At 72.1% G+C, this 18,372-nt stretch carries 9 protein-coding genes; 6 read left to right on the forward strand and 3 right to left on the reverse strand.

Going from position 1 to position 18,372, the window contains the following annotated elements; all coding sequences use genetic code 11:
• Positions 1 to 5: 5 nt before the first annotated feature.
• Positions 6 to 1,040: a sugar ABC transporter substrate-binding protein gene (locus G3I78_RS07235; RefSeq protein WP_164421948.1), complete on the reverse strand. Its 1,035-nt coding sequence runs from the start codon at positions 1,038 to 1,040 to the stop codon at positions 6 to 8.
• A gap of 350 nt (positions 1,041 to 1,390) precedes the next feature.
• On the opposite strand from G3I78_RS07235, the gene G3I78_RS07240 reads away from it, so the two are divergent.
• Both G3I78_RS07240 and G3I78_RS07245 read left to right on the forward strand, forming a co-directional pair.
• On the forward strand, positions 1,391 to 2,416 hold the full coding sequence (locus tag G3I78_RS07240) for a LuxR family transcriptional regulator (protein ID WP_164421949.1): 1,026 nt from the start codon (positions 1,391 to 1,393) through the stop codon (positions 2,414 to 2,416).
• 213 nt (positions 2,417 to 2,629) lie between these two features.
• Positions 2,630 to 3,409 (forward strand): hypothetical protein, encoded by a 780-nt coding sequence (locus G3I78_RS07245; RefSeq protein ID WP_164421950.1) that lies wholly within the window; start codon positions 2,630 to 2,632, stop codon positions 3,407 to 3,409.
• Between the two features lie 296 nt (positions 3,410 to 3,705).
• Here the strand turns inward: G3I78_RS07245 and G3I78_RS07250 are convergent, their stop codons facing one another.
• Together G3I78_RS07250 and G3I78_RS07255 are read right to left on the reverse strand one after the other, a co-directional pair.
• The gene (locus G3I78_RS07250; RefSeq protein WP_164421951.1) at positions 3,706 to 4,158 is read right to left on the reverse strand and encodes a hypothetical protein; all 453 of its coding nucleotides are present in this window, start codon (positions 4,156 to 4,158) and stop codon (positions 3,706 to 3,708) included.
• A gap of 65 nt (positions 4,159 to 4,223) precedes the next feature.
• On the reverse strand, positions 4,224 to 5,171 hold the full coding sequence (locus tag G3I78_RS07255; RefSeq protein WP_164421952.1) for a hypothetical protein: 948 nt from the start codon (positions 5,169 to 5,171) through the stop codon (positions 4,224 to 4,226).
• 261 nt (positions 5,172 to 5,432) lie between these two features.
• Here G3I78_RS07255 and G3I78_RS07260 point away from each other — a divergent pair, with 261 nt between their 5' ends.
• The 4 genes from G3I78_RS07260 to G3I78_RS07275 all read left to right on the forward strand — a co-directional run bounded on the left by G3I78_RS07260 (position 5,433) and on the right by G3I78_RS07275 (position 18,345).
• Positions 5,433 to 7,106, forward strand: coding sequence for a helix-turn-helix domain-containing protein (locus tag G3I78_RS07260; protein WP_343243674.1), 1,674 nt, complete (start codon positions 5,433 to 5,435; stop codon positions 7,104 to 7,106).
• A 204-nt stretch (positions 7,107 to 7,310) separates the two neighbouring features.
• Complete coding sequence (locus G3I78_RS51745; protein WP_164421954.1) at positions 7,311 to 9,848, forward strand: acyltransferase domain-containing protein; 2,538 nt, start codon at positions 7,311 to 7,313, stop codon at positions 9,846 to 9,848.
• A 131-nt stretch (positions 9,849 to 9,979) separates the two neighbouring features.
• Entirely contained in the window at positions 9,980 to 12,649 is a 2,670-nt protein-coding gene (locus G3I78_RS07270; protein WP_275424788.1) for a type I polyketide synthase, read from the forward strand.
• On the forward strand, positions 12,646 to 18,345 hold the full coding sequence (locus G3I78_RS07275; protein WP_343243666.1) for an SDR family NAD(P)-dependent oxidoreductase: 5,700 nt from the start codon (positions 12,646 to 12,648) through the stop codon (positions 18,343 to 18,345). The genes G3I78_RS07270 and G3I78_RS07275 overlap by 4 nt, the downstream gene beginning before the upstream one ends.
• Positions 18,346 to 18,372: the final 27 nt, after the last annotated feature.

Genomic DNA, 18,372 nt, shown 5'->3' on the forward strand with positions numbered 1-18,372 from the left:
GGCCCCTAGGCGTTCTGGGCGATGAGGTCGTCGATGACGGCGGTGTCGTCGGGGCCGACCAGGGTGATCGGCACCTGTGCGCCGGCGTCGGACTTGCCCGCGGCGACCGCGCGGGGCACGTCGACGACGGCGTTCGCGATGTCGTCGGGCGCCAGGGCGGCCGAGGCCCGGTAGAAGGTGCCCTGCTTGACGGCGAGCAGGGAGGGGACGGCGCCGTCCTGGCCGCCGACGAAGGTCTTCGCGTCGTCCTTCTCGCGGCCCGCCTGCTGCAGCGCCTTGTACCCGCCGTACGCGGCGGCGTCGGTGACTCCGAGGACGAGGTTGAGGTCGGGGTGCTTGGCGAGGATGGCGTTCGTCCTGGCGAGCCCGGTGTCGGGGTCGATGGCCTGTTCCCGGGCGACCACGTCGACGCCGGGCGCGAGCTTGGTGAACGCGTCGATCATGCCCTTGGTGCGTTCGCGGCCCAGCTCGATGGTGCTGTCGGTGAGGAAGGCGACCTTGCCCTTGCCGCCGAGGTGTTCCTCGGCCCACTTGGCCGCCGCCGTGCCGAGCAGGGTGCCGCCCTCCCGGAAGCTGAACTGGATGTCGGCGCTCTGATGCTCCAGCGAGCCGCCGTACGTCACCCAGATCAGTCCGGCATCGAGGGCCGACTTGGCGATGGCCTCGGTGGCCTCGAAGACCATCGGGAAGGACACGATCGCGGGCACCTTGCGGGCGAGCCAGGTGTTGAGGTTGGTGGCCTGGGTGTCGGCGTTCGCCCCGTCGTTGGTGGTGAGCAGGGAGATGCCGTGCTTCTTGGCGGCGGCGGTGGAGAGCTTGACGAGCGTGCTGTAGAGCGGGAGTTGGGTGAACGGGTAGTCCAGTCCGATCTTCGTGAGGCGGACGCTCGACGCGGCCGAGGCGCCGGTCGAGGTGGACGCGCTCGGCGGTGCCGAGCAGCCGGCCGCGGTGAGTGCGGCGAGGGCGGCTCCGGAGTAGGCGAGGAACTGTCTGCGCGAGGCGGCGGGGACTGGGGCGGGGGTGGACCGGCGTGTGGTCATGGCGGGCTCTCCGAGGGGCGGGCCCGCTCTTCGGCGGGCGTCCGGCTGTGCCGAACAGGAAAGCCCGGGGGGTGCCGCGCCACCATCCGTACAAATACCGACTGCGCGAGGCGCACCGCTTCACGGTCCGGGGTTCGGGGGGGGCGTCTTCGCGGTCCGGGGATCGGCTTCACGGTCCGGGGGTCGGCTTCACGGTCCGGAGATGCGGCTTCGCGGTCCGGGGGTCGGCTTCACGGTCCGGGGTTCGGCGTACGTCTTGCCCGGCGGGTCCGGCGTCCCTATGGTGGACCCTCATACTTCGTTAGGCCCCAAACGACCATCGTGGTCCCGAGCCGTTCCCGGAGGCTCGTATGCTCAGCCACCACCAGCTCGCGGCGGCCACCCGGATCGGCATGCTCACCCGCGAGCGCGACACCGCCTCCGCCTGCGACGAGGCGCTGCGCGAACTCGCCCGTGCCCTGCCGTTCGACGCCGCGACCCTGCTCGCGCTCGATCCGCTGACGGGAGCCCACGTCCAGGTCGCGGGCATCGGCTACACAGCCGAGATCTCGCGGGCGCTGGCCGCGGAGTTTGTGACGACGCCGTGGTACCTCAATGTCGTAGGACGGGAGCTGCCGCCGTCGATCTCCGAGGACTCCGAGGACCCGGTGGAGCTCGGGCCCCGTTTCCGGCAGGGCTGGTTCTACGCCGAGCGGGTCCGGCCCGCGGGTTTCCGTGACGGTGTCACCGGGGCGCTGCGGCACCGGGACCGTCTCGTCGGGCTGGTCCACCTCAACACCGAGAGCGCCGACGCCTACGACATCGAGGCGCGCCGGCTGCTCGCCTCCGTCATCCCGGCCCTCGCCGTGCTCGCCGACCCCGCGGCCCGCGCGGGTGAGCTGCACGGCCTGCCCGAGCTGGGCGCGGCCGGGCTGGTCACCGCCGACGGCACGATCGACCTGCCCGGCCGCGAGCGTGTCCGGGTGCCGGGGGACGCGGATTTCCAGTCCTTGCTCCGCGCCTTCACGGACACCGGCGGCCACCGGCTGCGGCTGCTGTGGCCGGTCGACGGCGTCTGGTACCGGGTCACACTCCATCGGCACCGCGCAGAGGCGGGGCTCCCGGCGGACGCGGTGCTGGTGCACGAGACGCCCACCGAGTTGCCGTACGGTCTCAGCCCGCGTGAGCTGGAGGTCCTCACCCGCGCGGCGACCGGCCAGACCAACCGGGCCATCGCGCAAGCCCTGTTCCTCTCCCCGCGCACGGTCCACAGCCATATCGAGCATCTGCTCCGCAAGACCGGCGCCACCTCCCGCGCCGAGGCGACGGCCCTCGCCCTCCGGGACGGGCTGCTGCGGCCGGGGGCGGACGATCTCGGGTTCTTCGTCGAACGCTGAGGTTGTTCCTCATGGTCCGAGTCCGAACCGGTGAGCCAGGCAGTCACACTCCCAGGTGACCGCGCTGGACTGCCCGGCCAGCTGGACTGCCCGGCCATCGGAACGCCATCCGACGCCAATCAAAATCCCTAAGGCAACACTGTGTGCACGCCCCCCGTCCTGGCCCAGGGGTACGTGAGCTCTGCGCAACTACGCTCTGTCATGCTTCGGGGAATGAGGCATCAGCAGATCCTGGACAAACTCGCTGCTCGGGAAATCGTCCAGGCGATGAATGAGGACGTCGCTCGGTGGACCGGTGCGCAGATGTCCTACCGCGGCCGGTCGCATACAGAGGTCGAGAGGGCAGTGATACCACCGGTCCTCGCCCGTTGGCGTTGCCTGTTCGACGCCGTTGATGCCACGGCGGCGGCCAAGGACATCGGGTGGGTTGCGCTGGCCACTCTGCTGCACAAGTACGGATTCCAGGACAGTGCCGTCACCACGAGAGCATTGACCTCGGTCGACGAGCTCAACCGTCACGTGGTCCTGTCCGACGCGTTCGAAAGACAGTCACCTGCGATCAAGGCATTGCTGCAGTCCGCTCCGACACCGCTGACACGTCGGCCTCGAAATCCCGGAACGGTCACATTCCTACGCCCCGGCGACGTTGTCTCCATCCAACTCGCCGACCGTTTCCACGCCGCCTTCGTCCACGAGCTGCACGGCGCGAACGAGTTCCCGGTAATCGAGTTCTACGCCGGCTCCTTCGCCCAGCCGCCCACCATGGCACTGCTGGCAGACCGACCAGCAGCCCAGGCAAGTGCTCGCGCCCGCTTCGGGGTTGTGGGCCTGACCTTCCTGCCCGACCCCGCCCATCAAGTGGTGGCACTGGCCGCGCAGCACTCCGAGGCCCCGCACGGAGGCGATCCCCAGGCAGGCGGCGGCCTCTGGAGCTTGACCGACATCATCGACTTGCCAGGGGCCACGGCGGGACTCTTCGGAGACCGGGAGTAGCACCTCCTAAACGGCGGTACGGTGAGGCCCGAGGACGTCGACGTGCGCCGGCAGGCGTTCCTGACCCCCGAGGCCGACACGCGCTGGACCTGGCCGATCACCACTCAACCCTCACCCAGATCCGCCTCCTGCGCGGGGCCGCCGCAGACTTGCGACGCCCCTGAGAGAGGCCTGCCGAACCCAGCCTGCGGTGCCTCGTAGAACTGGCAAAGGACAGGCGGAGGCCGGTCATGCCCCCCCTGGTGGAACCCCCCAGGGCATGACCGGCCGCTTGTGTCAGGCGAGCGCCGAGGCGATCACGTGGCCCAGCTGTCGCAGGAGCCCGCGCTCACCCAACGGTGGGAGCTGATCGCGTTGTTGGCGCTGACCCCGTTGTGGAAGTAGTTGTCGGACAGGTCCGAGGCGTAGGCCTCGTTCCTCGACAGACAGATGTGACCGCCGGCCCAGTCCTGTCCCGTTCCGTTGAAGAACTGGACCTCGTAGTTGTTCCCCTTGTTCAGGATCGAGGAGGCCCTGTTGGTGTCATTGCCCTGGAAGGGGCCGGAGCTGTTGCCCCAATCGGAGTCCCAGCTCGCGGAGTTGCCGATGTGGTTCTCGCAGTAGGTCCCGTCGTACGCGTACATGTATCCGGACTGTGCGCTGGTGTAGTTGTCGCTGCATGTCGCGGCCGCCTGTGCGGTGGTTGCCGGGACGGCTGCTCCGAGGCCCGCGAGGGCGAGGGTGGTCAGCAGTGCGGGGATTTTGCGCATGGTGCGTCACTCCTTCTTTCGTTTCTTTCGTTGCTTTCGTCGGACGGGGCTGGTCTGTTGGGATGTCAGGGTGTGGAGCCGGTGACCTTCTTCGCCCGGGTCACCGCGGTCAGCCCGAGGCGCTGGTACGTGGCGATGTCGTCGCTGTACCGCCGTAGATTCCTGGTCCGGTATTCGTGTTCGAGTTCGCGTGCCGTACGGCCCAGGGAGGTCTCCTGAGCGCAGGTGGCCTCGGCGACGGCCAGTTCCACCTCGGTGGCGTGGGTCTGGCGGGGGCTCATTCCCTTGGTCAGCTCGTATCTCTTCGCGCGGATCTCGTCGGGGTCGGCGTAGGCGTGACCGGCCTCGCGCATGCACCGCGACCATGCGGTGACCGCGCTGGTCAGGCGTCTGTCCTTGAGGAGATCCGGTACGTAGAGGGGTGTCAGGCTGGTGGCGGTCTTCTTCGCCCTGAACCAGGTCGCGATGTCGCCGTAGAGCTGTTCCGCGGCCCTGTTCCAGCAGCCTGAGCGAGGGGTTTGGACCGTGCCTCCCGAAGGGAGTTCCACCGACAGCATTCCCTTGGCGGGGTCGCCGTCGAGGGTCTTGGAGTAGCGGATGCGTTCCGTTGCGGGAAGCGCGTTGGCGTAGGCGGTGTTCGGGTCGTTCAGCCGGGCTTTCTCGGCCTTCTTCTCCAACTGGCCGCCGTAGCCGTGGGTTCGGGCCCAGTGGATGTCGTCGAGGACGTATCCGTGGCCTTGGCGCTCGGCGGCACTGACGGCCGGGGTCGGCCAGAACCTGAATCCGCCTGCCGCCATGCACCGCTCGACCAGGGTCTGTTCGGCCCGTTCGATCAGTAGGCGTTCTTCGGTGGTCAGCTCTCTGGTGTTCTCCACGCCGGGCGTCTTCCGGTCCTGGCGTACGCCTTTCGCCTCCTGATCACTGGTGGCTCCGCAGCCGACCGCGGTGACGGCGGTCACGGCGGTGACCGTTGCCAGGAGCACAGCTATGCGGAGGCGGACGGGCGTGGCCATGGCGACATTCCCCCTGTCTCTGGTCGTGGCTGAAGTCGCCGATGATCTCTGTCGGCTCGACGGCGACAACTCTGGCGGGCCGCCGTCCACGGTCGCCACATCACCGCGTCCCGACTCGACGCGGGATGCACATCACGCCATTGACCTGCGATGTCACGTCCGAGTTGGGACGGGCGTGACATGCTGGGACAGGTGTGAGCAGGAGCCGTCACGGGGGTGGGGGACTTGGGAAGGACGCCGGAAGCGCGCGCTCTGGCCGCGGTGTTGGCGGGGTTGAAGCGGCGAAGCGGCCTCAGTTACGAGGAGTTGGGGCGGAGAGTCTTCACTAGCAGCTCGACTCTGCATCGGTACTGCAATGGCAATTCGGTGCCGGGTGACTACGGGGTCGTGCTGCGGATCGCCAAGGAGTGCGGGGCCGGTCCCGACGAACTCAACGAGTTGCTGCGGTACTGGGAGAGCGCGACGGGACGGCGGGACGAGGAGCACGCATCCGGCCCGACTGGTGTCGGTGCGCGGCCCGTTGCCGTGACGCCCACCGCCGTGACGCCCACCGCCTTGAAATCCACTGCCGTGACGCCCACCGCTGTGAAATCCGCTGCCGTGAAGTCCGCCGCCACGGGATCCGCGCCTCTCGTACGGCTTCGTCTCGCGCTGGCCGCCGTGACGGCGCTCGTCCTGCTCGGCACCCTGGTCGCCAGTGCGCCGAGGAACCGCGGGGCGGAGATCCCGCCGGTCCCGGTCGGGGCGGCCAGTTGGGCGCAGGCGCCGCTGCCCGTCGATCCGGCGCTGTTCGGTGTGACCATGAACAGCTTCAGCGGGGCCATGCCGTCGTTCAGGGTGGGTGCGCTGAGGTTGTGGGACAGCGAGACCCGGTGGGCCCAAATGGAGCCGGTGCGCGGCGAGTTCGACTGGTCGGTGCTCGACCGGCTGCTCGACGGCGCCGAGCGGGACGGTCTGCCGACGCTGTTCACCTTCGGTGGCGCGCCGGCCTGGGCGGCACCGGACGCCCGCAAGGCCGCGTACCCGGAAGGCGCGCGCGCCGCACCGCCCGACGACCTCGCCGACTGGGACACCTTCGTGCGTGCGCTGGTCCGGCACGCGGGCGACCGTATCGACGCGTATGAGCTGTGGGTGACGGCCAACCACCCCCACCACTACAACGGCAGTGTCGAGACGCTCGTCGACATGACGCGGCGCGCGAACCGGGTCATTCAGCGGTGGGACCCGGACGCGACCGTGGTCTGTCCGCCGATCACCGATCTGTGGAAGGAGGAGGCGCACCGGTATTTGCTGCGCTTCGCCGAGCTGGGCGGCTACCAGCACTGCGACGCGGCGGGCGTCAAGCTCTTCCAACGCAAGGTCACCGATCCTCCGGAGACCATGCTGGAGGCGGTGCAGAAAGTGGAGCGGACCTTCCAACAGGCGGGCTATCACCTGCCGTTGTGGAGTACGGGGACCGTGCAGACCATCCAGCTCAACGATCCGCTGGACGCGGACGCGGCGGCCGACCACGCGGTCCGTTTCTTCCTGACCGGTCTGTACGCCCGCAACCGGAACCTGGAGCGGATGTACTTCTACGCCTGGGGCAACGGCAAGATCCCCGTGGTGATCCAGGCTGAGGGGCAGCGGCCGACCAAGGCGGGTATCCATGTCGGGCGCTTGCAGCAGTGGTTGACCGGCTCCCGGATACGTTCCTGTGGTCACGGCGGTCAGATCGCGCTGCCCGAGAACGTCTGGCAGTGCGAGTTCCTCGTCCCCGACGAGCGCGGCACCCTCGTGCCGGCCCGCATCCGCTGGACCCACGCGGGGACGGCGGACGTTCCGGTCGGAGCCGGGGCGCGAACGGTCCACCGGCTCGACGGCACCACCCGTGAGGTCGGCACCGGGGACACGGAACTCGTCACGGAGCGACCGGTGTTGATCCGGTACAGGTAGCTGCGCGACCGCGCCGGCTACGTCGCCTGGTCGGGCTGCGGTGTGGCATCGAGCCACTATCAAGGTCTGGTCAAGCCGTCACCGTCAGGGTGTTGTCGATCGAGCAAGCGTTGGCGCGGCGGGCGCGGTCCGGCGGGAACGGCGGCAAGAGGGCCGACCGGCGGACGCGCCCGACGACGCCAGTGACAGAAGGTCGAGTACGCCGTGACCAGCAGACTGCCTTCGTCCGAGCCAGAGCCCGAGCCCGCGGCCGACCCCAAGCCCACGCCCACGCCCGAGCCCGAGCCCGAGCCCGAGCCCACGTCTGATGCCGTCGACCCCTCGGTCGTGATCGTCGGTCTGGCCGCCCCAGAAGGCGCTTCCGAGGCCGTCGGTCCGTTCGGTGTGCGGGTGTGCCGCGCGCCCGACGGGGTCTCGGCGTTCTTCGGGGACTCCGTGCGTGAGGCGTCCCGGGAGCGGCTGGGCGTACTCCAGCTGGTGTGGGCCGCGTTAGAGGACGCCGGGGTCGTGCCCGGTTCGCTGTGCGACGCCGATGTGGGTCTGTTTCTCGTGCAGGCGGAGGGCGGGGGCGTCGAGGGTTCCGGCACGCTGGCGGAGCTTGTCGGGGCCGATCTCGGGTGGGCTCGCGGGCCCCGGGTGATCTTCGCGGCGGAGGGGTCCGCGCGGGCCGCCGTCGAGTCGGCCGCCGACCAGCTGCGCCGGGGCAAGTGCGAGGTGGCCGTGGCCGGTTCGGGCACGGGCGCGATCGCGGTACTGCGGCGAGGCTCCGCTGCCTCGGCATCGACATCGGCATCGGCATCGGCCGGTGACCATGTGCTCGCGCCAGTCGAGGAGTTCGGGAACGGCGATCCGCTCGCTCCGGGTGGGACGCCCGCCGTACCGCTGGTGCTGGCCGGGCACAGCGACGCCGCCGTGGCCGTACTCGCCCGCGAACTTCTGGCCCGCTTCGCGGCAGACCCCGCGCTGTCGCCGGCCGACCTCGCGCATTCGTTGGCCTCGACCCGTACGACCGGGCTCGGGCGGCGGGCCGTGCTGGTCGTCTCCGACCGGGCGGAGGCGGTGCTCGGGCTGCGGGCGGTCGCCGAGGGTGGTGCCGCCCCGCTGCTGTTCCGTACGGCACCCGGTACCGGCGTCGAGGGCGGGCGGCGGGCCGTCCATGTCTTCCCCGGCCTGGGCTCCCAGTGGCCGGGCATGGCGCTCGACCTCCTGGACGCCTCCGAGGTGTTCCGGTCCCGGATGGACGACTGCGCGCGAGCCCTGGAGCCCCTTGTCCCATGGTCGCTGCACGACGTCCTGCGCACCGTCCCGGGCGCGCCGACGCTGGAGGACGTGGACGTCGTCCTGCCGGTCCTGTTCTCAGTGAACGTGTCGCTGTCCGCGCTGTGGAGTTCCTGCGGGGTACGGCCCTCGGCGGCGATCGGCGCCAGCCTGGGCGAGATCTCCGCCGCGTACGTGTCGGGCGCGCTGACGCTGGACGAGGCCGCGCGGGTCGTCGTCCTGTGGAGCCGGATGCAGGCACGGGCCGCCGGAACGGGCGAACTGGCCGCGGCGGCCCTGTCCCCCGGCGAACTCCTCGCGCTCCTCGACGCCGAACACCTGCGCGGCCGGGTCGAGTTCGCCGGGTCGAACGGTCCTCGTTCCGTACTGCTCGGCGGTGAGCAAGCCGCCGTCACCGAGGTCGTCGAGACGCTCACGGCCAAGGGCGTGCGGGCCAAGGAACTCAACCTCGGTCTCGCCGCGCACACTTCGGGCCTCACAGTCGAGTCCGCCGAGTTCCTCGACGGTACGGCGACGATCTCACCGGCCCCGTCCGCCATGCCCTTCTACTCCTCCCTCACCGGTGGGGAGTTCGACACGACCGGCCTGGACAGCGGTTACTGGCTGCGCAACCTCACCTCCGAAGTCCGGTTCGAGACGGCCGTACGCGCGCTGTGGGCGGCGGGTCATGACACGTTCCTGGAGAGCAGTACGCATCCCGTGCTGCTCGGCGGGGTGCAGGAAACGCTGGAGGACATCGGCGGGGACGCCGGGGCGGACGCCATGTCGGCGGTGGTGGCCACGCTGCGGCGCGACCAGGACGGGGTCACGGCATGGCTGACGGCGATGGCCCGGCTGTACGTGCGCGGGGTCGACGTCGACTGGGCCGCCGTCTTCCGGGACCGTCCCGGCCGACGGGTCGACCTGCCGACGTATCCCTTCGGTGTCGAGGGCGTGGAGCACGCGGCTCCCACGACCGGGTCCCGAGACCTGGCCCTCGCCGGTCTCCCGGAGAGTGAACAGGCGCACGCGGTCGAGGAGTTCGTACGGCTGCACGTGGCGACCGTGCTACGGCACGACGATCCGGGCGCGGTCGCCATGGACCAGGGTTTCCTCCAGGCCGGGTTCGACTCGCTGCGGGCCGTGGAACTGCGCAACCGGCTGAGCGGGGCCACCGGATTGCGGCTGCCGATGACGCTGGCCTTCGACCACCCGACTCCGGCGTCCGTCGCGGAACTACTGGGCGAGCTGTTGAGCGGGCGGGCGGAGCGGGACTCGGCCCCTGCACCGGGAGGGGAACCGGGGATCCTCGCCCGGCTCGACTCGCTGGAGGCCGAACTCCTCAGCTCCGGGCCGGCAGGGGAACGGGTGACGGCACGGCTACGCCGGCTCCTCGACCGGCTCACGCCGGACACCGGGGACGAGTTCGAGGACGCCTCGCTCGACGAACTACTGGAGCTCGCCGACGAGTTGGGCACGCGGTGAGCGGACTCCGGCTTCCCCGCTAGGCGTTGGCGCGCCACCGCAGGCAGGAACGCGCGCACGCGTCCGCCCGCCACCGAGATGGCCGACGCGCCACCGAAACACTCCCCCGCGCACGGAAGGGCCACGCCACCATGACGAGCGGTGCGAGGTACGGAACAGCCGGTGAGCCGGTTGCGGTCGTCGGGATGGCCTGCCGTCTTCCCGGCGGGGTCGAGTCGCCGGAGGACCTGTGGCGGGTGGTGGCGGAGGCCCGGGATGTCATCGGACCGCTGCCGACCGACCGAGGGTGGGACGGCTCCGTGGGCGCGCTCCCCGGGGCCGTCCGGGAGAGCGGCTTCCCGGACGATCCGGCCGGGTTCGACGCGGACTTCTTCGGCATGACCGACCGGGAGGCACGTGCGGCCGATCCGCGGCTGCGGCTGCTGTTGGAGACCTCCTGGGAGGCCGTCGAGCGGGCCGGGATCGCTCCCGGGTCGCTGCGCGAACGCCGTACCGGCGTGTTCGTGGGCGTCGAGATGGAGTCCGGGAGTCACCTCACGGACAGCGATACGTCCGGCCGGGTCGCGGCCGTGCTCGGTCTCGCCGGCCCGGTCCTCGACGTCGGCACCGGCTCATCGTCCTCGCTCGTGGCCCTGCACGAGGCCGTGCGGGCGCTGCGGGCGGGCGAGTGCGAGCTGACCCTGGTGGGCGGGGCGGCCGTGCTGTCGTCGCCGGGAAGCGTGTCGCGGTTGGCGCGCGGGTGCGGCTTGGCCGGGGACGCCCGGGCCAGGGCGTTCGCCGCCGCCGCGGACGGCACCTCGCTCGGCGAGGGCGTGGGGATGCTGTTGCTGGAGCGGCTGTCTGACGCGCGCCGGGGTGGTCGACGGGTCCTCGCCGTCGTGCGGGGTACTGCGGTCGGTGAGGACGGAGCGGAGAGCGGGCCGGTCGCGCCGGGGGGATCCGTACAGAGTCGGGTGATCCAACAAGCCCTGGACTCGGCCGGGTTGGCCCCCTCCGATGTCGACGCGGTGGAGGCACATGGTGCCGGTACCCGGCTCGGTGACTCCGTCGAGGCGCAGGCGCTGCTTGCCGCGTACGGCCGGGAGCGCCAACGGCCCTTGCTCCTCGGGGCGTCCAGGTCCAACCTCGGGCACGCCCAGGCCGCCGCAGGTGTGACCGGTGTGATCAAGACCGTCAAGGCCATGGAGCACGGCGTACTGCCGGGCACCGTGCCTGTCGGCGTGCCGATCCCGCACGTCAACTGGGCTGCCGGACAGATCCAGTTGCTCACCGAGTCCTGCGACTGGCCGGGCACGGGACGTCCGCGCCGGGCCGGTGTCTCGGCGTTCGACGTCGGTGGCATCCATGCGCATGTGATCCTCGAACAGCCGGAACGGCACGCCGACTCGGGGCCGCCCGCGGAAACGGACCAGATACGGACGTGGCCCACCGGGGTGCCGTGGGTGCTGTCCGGGCGCGGCGCCGACGCACTGCGGGCGCAGGCCGAGCGGCTGGCCGCCCATGTGGTGGAGCGTCCCGAGCTGACGCGAGCCGAGGTCGGCGCCGGGCTGGCCCGAGGCCGGTCGGTGTTCGAGCACCGGGCAGTGGTCCTCGGCAACGACCGCGCCGAACTGCTCGTCGGACTGGCGGCCCTCGCGGCGGGGCGCCCGTCCCCCGCGGTGTTCCACGGCCGGGTCACCACCGACCGCCGTACCGTACTGGTCCTCTCCGACCGAGGTCTGGCCCGGGACATCGGCTGGGCGGCCCGACTCGTCCTCACCTCACCAGTGTTCTCCCGCCGCCTCGCGGAGTGCCAGCGAGCACTCGCGGCGGCCGGCGACCACGCCCTGCGCGGCGGCGCGTTCCCCGGAGCCCGACCGACCGCGCGGTGGGCGGTGCTGGTGGCGCTCGCCGGGGTGTGGCTGGAGTACGGCATACGCCCCGCGGCGGTGATCGGCGAGGGCGTCGGCGAGATCGCGGCCGCCTGTGTGTCCGGTGCGCTGTCCTTGGCGGAGGGGGCTCTCGTGGTGGCGCGGGGTGGTTCGCTGTCGTCGGCGCTTGACGGCGGGGACGGTGGGTCGAGCGGGGACGGTGGGTCGAGCGGGCGCGGCACGGGCACGCCGCCCGACGGCGACCGTATTTCCCTGTCCCTCACCTCCTCATCCCCGCTCGAAGACACCGTCCGCACCTTGAGCGCCCACAGTCACACGCTGTACGTCGAGGTCGGCGCCCCCTCCGCCGTAGCCCCCCGGCTCACGGCGGCCCTGGAGGGGCACACCGCGCGGGTCGTCGGCTCGCCGGTGGGCGGGGCGAGCGGTGCGGACCGGTTGTTGCGTGAGCTGGCCCGGCTGCATGTGTCCGACACGACCGTGACCTGGCCGGCCGCCTTCCGCGATCCGATCCTCGCGGACCGTCCCCCGGCCGACCTGCCGACGTACGCCTTCCAGCGGCGCAGGTACGGGCGGGAGGACGGAGAACGAGCACTCGGGTCGGCGGGGTCGGACGGTCTCGTGACCGACCCGCACCGATCCGGCACCGAAGACTCGCCGGACAGGAACACCGCGGACGCCCCGGCGACACCGGTGACCACTCCGCACCTCGGCTGCCCCACCCTCGCCCTGGCCGAAGTCGCCCGTCTGGAGGCGTTCTTGACCTCCTTCGCCGAGAGCGCGGACGCCGAGACCCGGCAGACGGTCGCCCGTCGGCTGCGGGACCTGGTGAACCGCTGGTCCGGCGAACTCCACACCACCGGTCTCACAGGCAGCGCACTCGCGTGGCCCGGACGGCAACACCTCCCTCGCGGCGGAAAGGAATCCCTGTGACGCACGACCTGCCCGGCACTCGGGCCGAGGAGGGCGCCGGGACGGGCGCTCCCGGCGGTGACCGGACCGAGCGGATGGTGGAGGCGCTGCGCCGCTCCCTGCGGGAGAACAAGCGCCTCCAGCAGCGGAACCGCCGGCTGGAGGAGGCCCGGCACGAACCGGTCGCCATCGTCGGGTTGGGCTGCCGCTACCCGGGGGACGTCCGCACGCCCGAGGAGTTCTGGGAGCTGCTGAACGAGGGGCGGGACGCGATCACGCCGTTCCCGGCCGATCGCGGCTGGGACGCGGGGCTGTACGACCCGGACCCCGACCGGCCGGGCCACAGCTATGTGCGGCACGGCGGGTTCCTGCGGGACGCCGACCGGTTCGACGCCGGGTTCTTCGGGGTCAGCCCGCGTGAGGCGCTCATCATGGACCCGCAGCAGCGGCTGCTCCTGGAGACCTCGTGGGAGGCCGTCGAGCGCTCCGGCATCGACCCGACGTCACTGCGCGGCAGCCGTACGGGAGTGTTCGTCGGCGCGGCCCCGCACGGTTACGGCGGCCCCGGTGTGCCGACCTCGTCGGAGGGCGGCGAGGGCTATGTGCTGACCGGCACCGCGCTCAGCGTGGCGTCGGGCCGGCTGGCGTACACGTTCGGCCTCGAAGGCCCGGCGATCACCGTCGAGACGGCGTGCTCGGCGTCGCTGGTCGCGCTGCACCTGGCGGTGCGGTCGCTGCGGGACGGCGAGTGCGAACTGGCCCTGGTGGGAGGGGCGTCCGTGATGGCCCGCCCCTTCATGTTCGTGGAGTTCAGCAGGCAGCGCGGGCTCGCGCCGGACGGCCGTTGCAAGCCGTTCGCCGCCGCTGCGGACGGCACCGCGTGGGGCGAGGGTGTCGGCATGCTCGTAGTGGAGCGGCTGTCGGACGCCCGGCGGCACGGGCACCGGGTGCTGGCCGTCGTCCGCGGCAGCGCCGTCAACCAGGACGGCGCCTCCGCCGGTCTGACCGTGCCCAGCGGCCTCGCCCAACAGCGCCTGATCCGGGCGGCGTTGGCCGACGCCCGCCTCACCCCGGCCGAGGTCGACGCGGTGGAGGCGCACGGCACCGGCACCAAGCTGGGCGATCCGATCGAGGCACAGGCGCTGCTGGCGACGTACGGGAAGAACCGTACGGAACCACTGTGGCTGGGCTCGGTGAAGTCCAACATCGGTCACACCACCCACGCGGCCGGTGTCACCGGGGTCATCAAGGCGGTGCTCGCGCTGCGGCACGGGGTGCTGCCGGCGACCCTGCACCTGGACGAACCGACCCCGCACGTCGACTGGTCGGAGGGCGCCGTACGACCGCTCGGTGAGCGCCGCCCATGGCCGTCCACCGACCGGCTCCGGCGTGCGGCGGTGTCGTCGTTCGGGATCAGCGGCACCAACGCGCATGTCATCCTGGAGCAGGCCGAGGAGTCCGACGCGCGCGGTGGCACGGGCCCGGAGGCCAGGACCGGTCAACCGGCGCTCGTGCCCTGGCAGTTGTCCGCCGCCACCCCTCAGGCGCTGTGCGCCCAGGCCGAACGGCTGCACGCGGCGGTCGTGGCGCACCCGGACCTCGAACCGGCCGCGCTCGCCCTCCCGTTGGCGGTGGAGCGGGCCAGCTTGGAGCACCGTGCCGTGATCCTCGGCACCGGCCGCGAGGAACTGGTCGCGGGGCTGGAGGAGTTGCGTCGCGGAACGGCCAGGTCGTCGGGTCAGGTCGTCACCGGCCGAAAGGCGGCGGGCAGCGGCACCGCGTTCCTGTTCACCGGGCAGGGCGCGCAACGAGCCGCCATGGGAAGGGAGTTGTACGCCGCCCAGCCGGTGTTCGCCGAATCCCTGGACCGGATCTGCGCGCTGTTCGAGGAGCGGGCGGATCTACGGCTGCGGGAGGTGCTGTTCGCCGACCAGGGCTCGCGGCAGGCGGAGCTGCTGGACCGTACGCAGTGGACGCAGGCCGCGCTGTTCGCCCTTGAGGTGAGCCTGTACCGGCTGGTCGAGTCCTGGGGGCTGCGGCCCGGTCATCTGCTGGGTCACTCCATCGGCGAGCTGTCCGCCGCGCATGTCGCGGGGGTCTTCTCGCTCGACGACGCGGTCACGGCGGTGGCGGCGCGCGGACGGCTCATGCAGGAGCTGCCGGCCGGCGGGCTGATGGCGGCCGTCGAGGCGACCGAGGAGGAGGTCGCCGAACTGCTCGCACAGCGCGCGGACCACACGGGCCGGGCGGACCTTGCCGGGATCGCCGCCGTCAACGGACCGGCCTCCGTGGTCGTTTCGGGTGACGAGGACGTGGTGCGGGCGGTGGCCGCCGCACTTCGGGACCGCGGGCGGCGGACGAAGGAGCTGTCCGTGAGCCACGCGTTCCACTCACCGCGCATGGACGGCATGCTGGAGGACTTCCGCAAGGTCGTGGCGTCGCTGGACCTGCGTGAGCCGCGGATCCCGGTCGTCTCCAACGTCACCGGCCGTACGGCCACTTCGGCCGAGCTCCGCTCCGCCGACCACTGGGTGCGGCACGTCCGTGAGGCGGTGCGTTTCCACGACGGTGTGCGCACGCTGCTGGGCCAGGGAGTGCGCACCTTCCTGGAGTTGGGGCCGGACGGGGTGCTGTCCGCGATGACCCGGGACACCTCCGCCGCCGTACTGCCCGAGGAGGGGCACGCGGACGTGCTCGCGGTGCCGCTGCTGCGCCGTGACCGCCCCGAGGTCCGCACTGTCCTCGGGGCGGTGGCCGAGGCGCACGTCCGGGGCGCCGCCGTGGACTGGCGGGCCCTGCTGACGGCCTCCGGTGCCGGAGGAGCGCTGCCGTTCGAGCTGCCGACGTACGCCTTCCAGGGCGAGCGCTACTGGCTGGACGGCGGCGAGGACGCGCCGACGGAGCCGGGTGATCTCGGGCTGGCACCCGCCGGGCATCCGCTGCTCGGTGCCGTGCTCACTCCGGTGGACGGTGACGGGCTGGTCCTCACCGGCCGGCTGTCGTCCCGCGCGCCGGGCTGGCTCGGCGACCATGTGCTGCTGGGTTCGATCGTGGTCCCGGGCACCGCGTATCTCGATCTGGCCTTGCACGCGGGCCGGTTGACGGGCTGCGGGACGGTGGAGGAGCTGGTCCAGGAGCATCCGCTGGTCCTCGGTGAGGACGACACCGTGCACATCCAGCTCACCGTCGGCCCGGACGACGGCGGCCGCAGGCGCTTCACCGTGGCCTCCCGCCCGGCGTCCGCGGCACAGTCCGAGGACGAGGCCGCCGCACGCTTCTGGACCCACCATGCGGGCGGTGTGCTGTCGGCCGCCGACGCCTCCGAGGGCCTTGGACTGGCGGGTGTGTGGCCGCCCGCCGGGGCCGAGCCGGTGGACCTCAGCGGCTTCTACGACGCCATCGCGCTCGACGGCTACCCGTACGGTCCGTCGTTCAAGGGCCTGCGCGCGATGTGGAGTTCGGGCGGAGACGTCTTCGCCGAGGTCGAGCTGCCCGAGCCGTTCCGTGCGGAGGCGGCCCGTTACGGCGTCCATCCCGCGCTTCTGGACGCCGCGCTGCACACCAGCCTGGGCGACACCGGCGTGCGGGTGGCGCTGCCGTTCGCCTGGCAGGGTGTGCGGCTGCACCGCTCCGGTGCCGACTCGTTGCGGGTCCGGGTCACCTCGCTCGGCGAGGACACGATGTCCGTGCTGGTGACGGACGTGGACGGGGCTCCGGTGGCCTCGGTGGAGTCGCTGCGGTTCCGGCCGGTCACCACCGAGCATCTGCGGGCCGCCGCACGGCACCGGGACACGGACAGCCTCTTCCAGGTCGGGTGGCAGCCGCCGGCCTCAGCCGCGCGGGCGGTCCGGGATGTCGTCGCCCTGGGCGCCGGCGCGCTGCCGGAAGGTCTGGCCGTCGAGACGTTCACCGACCCGGCCGCGCTGGGGGACGCCGTGGCGAACGGACGACCTGTTCCCGACGCGGTGCTCTGGGACTGCGCGGCTGCGGTGCCCGCCGGCGCGGACCTCCCGACGGCGGCACGTGCCGTCCAACAGGCGGTGCGGTCCGTGCTCGTGGCCTGGGCCGCCGACGAACGGCTCACCGGCACAAGGCTGTTCGTGGTCACCCGGGACGCGGTGGCCGCGGCCGCCTCGGACGCCGTACGGGGACTTGAACAGGCACCGGTGTGGGGGCTCGTGCGGGCCGCACAGGCGGAGCATCCCGACCGGTTCGTGCTCCTCGACGTGGACGAGGCGACGGGCCGGTGGCACACGGCCATGGGCAGCGACGAACCTCAGCTCGCATTCCGTGAAGGGGCTTTGCTGGCACCCCGACTGCTGCGCTCGCCGGCGATCCCCTCGGGCGAACCGGCACCGGTCCCGGGTCTCGGCCCCGACGGTACGGTCCTGGTCACGGGCGGCACCGGCGCCCTCGGCAGTCTGATCGCCCGGCATCTGGTGACCGAACACGGCGTGCGCAGGCTGGTGTTGCTCAGCCGGGGCGGGGCACAGGCACCCGGGGCCCGGGAACTGACGGACGCGCTGGGCATGTTGGGCGCCGACGTGGTCGTAGAGGCGTGTGATGCCGCCGACCGCGACGCCCTGTCTGCCGTGCTGGACCGGATTCCGGCCGCGCATCCGCTGACGGCGGTGATCCACGCGGCGGGTGTCGTCGACGACGGTGTGCTGGACTCGGCGACTCCCGAGACCGTGGACGCGGTCCTGCGGCCGAAGCTGGACGCCGCCTGGCATCTGCACGAGCTGACCCGGGAGGCGGCGTCGCCGCTCTTCGTGCTGTTCTCCTCCACCACGGCCACGCTCGGGGCCGCGGGCCAGAGTGCCTACGCGGCGGCCAACGCGTTTCTCGACGCCTTCGCCCAGCACCGCGCGGCCCTGGGGCTCCCGGCGCTCTCGCTGGCCTGGGGCGCGTGGGACGCGGGGATGGCGGCGCGCCTGGACGACACCGCTCTTCGCCGCTTCCGGCGCTCCGGCGTCCTGTCGCTGTCCCCCGAGGACGGACTCGCCCTGTTCGACACCGCCCTTGCGGTGCCCGGGGCGCCCCGCACGCTGGTGCCGGTGCGCCTCGACACGGCCGCGCTGCGCGGTGCCGGCGACGCCGTGCCCGTACTGCTGCGCGGGCTGGTGCGGCCGCCGGCCCGGACCGCGGCGGCCGGGGCGCCGGCACCGGAGGACGCCTCGGGTGTGCTGCGGCGGCGGCTCACCGGGGTCGACGGGGAGGAGCGGGAGCGGATCGTGCTGGACCTGGTGCGCCGTACGGTCGCCGAGGTGCTCGGGCACGCCGACGCCTCCGCGGTGTCTCCGCGGCGCACCTTCAACGACCTGGGGCTCGACTCTCTGACGGCCGTGGAGCTGCGCAACCGGCTGGCCGCCGTCACCGGGCTACGGCTGCCCGCGACCCTCGTCTTCGACCATCCGACGGCCCAGGCGCTCACCGGCTACGTGGACGGCGTACTGCCCCGGGGCGACGCGCCCTCGGCGGAGCCCGTACTCGCCGAACTCGACCGGCTGGGGCGGGCGTTGGCCGGTGTCGCAGCCGATCACCCCGACCGCGACCGGGTCGCCGCGCGGCTGCGGGCGCTCGTCGCCGACTGGGGTCTTTGCCTGACGGCGACGGCATCGTCCAAGACACCGCCAAAGGTGGCGGATGCGGACCTGGAGTCGGCCGACGACGACGAGGTCTTCGACTTCATCACCAACGAACTCGGGATCTCCTGACCCGTGCGGAACAGAGAGGGGAGCACC

Source organism: Streptomyces sp. SID13726 (genome assembly GCF_010548375.1).
Lineage (GTDB): Bacteria > Actinomycetota > Actinomycetes > Streptomycetales > Streptomycetaceae > Streptomyces.

What these genes read in the sequence shown, in the direction of transcription:
- G3I78_RS07235 (WP_164421948.1), bottom strand. Translation starts at nt 1,040, where the DNA reads ATGACCACACGCCGGTCCACCCCCGCCCCAGTCCCCGCCGCCTCGCGC.
- G3I78_RS07245 (WP_164421950.1), top strand. Translation starts at nt 2,630, where the DNA reads ATGAGGCATCAGCAGATCCTGGACAAACTCGCTGCTCGGGAAATCGTC.
- G3I78_RS07240 (WP_164421949.1), top strand. Translation starts at nt 1,391, where the DNA reads ATGCTCAGCCACCACCAGCTCGCGGCGGCCACCCGGATCGGCATGCTC.
- G3I78_RS07250 (WP_164421951.1), bottom strand. Translation starts at nt 4,158, where the DNA reads ATGCGCAAAATCCCCGCACTGCTGACCACCCTCGCCCTCGCGGGCCTC.
- G3I78_RS07270 (WP_275424788.1), top strand. Translation starts at nt 9,980, where the DNA reads ATGACGAGCGGTGCGAGGTACGGAACAGCCGGTGAGCCGGTTGCGGTC.
- G3I78_RS07255 (WP_164421952.1), bottom strand. Translation starts at nt 5,171, where the DNA reads ATGGCCACGCCCGTCCGCCTCCGCATAGCTGTGCTCCTGGCAACGGTC.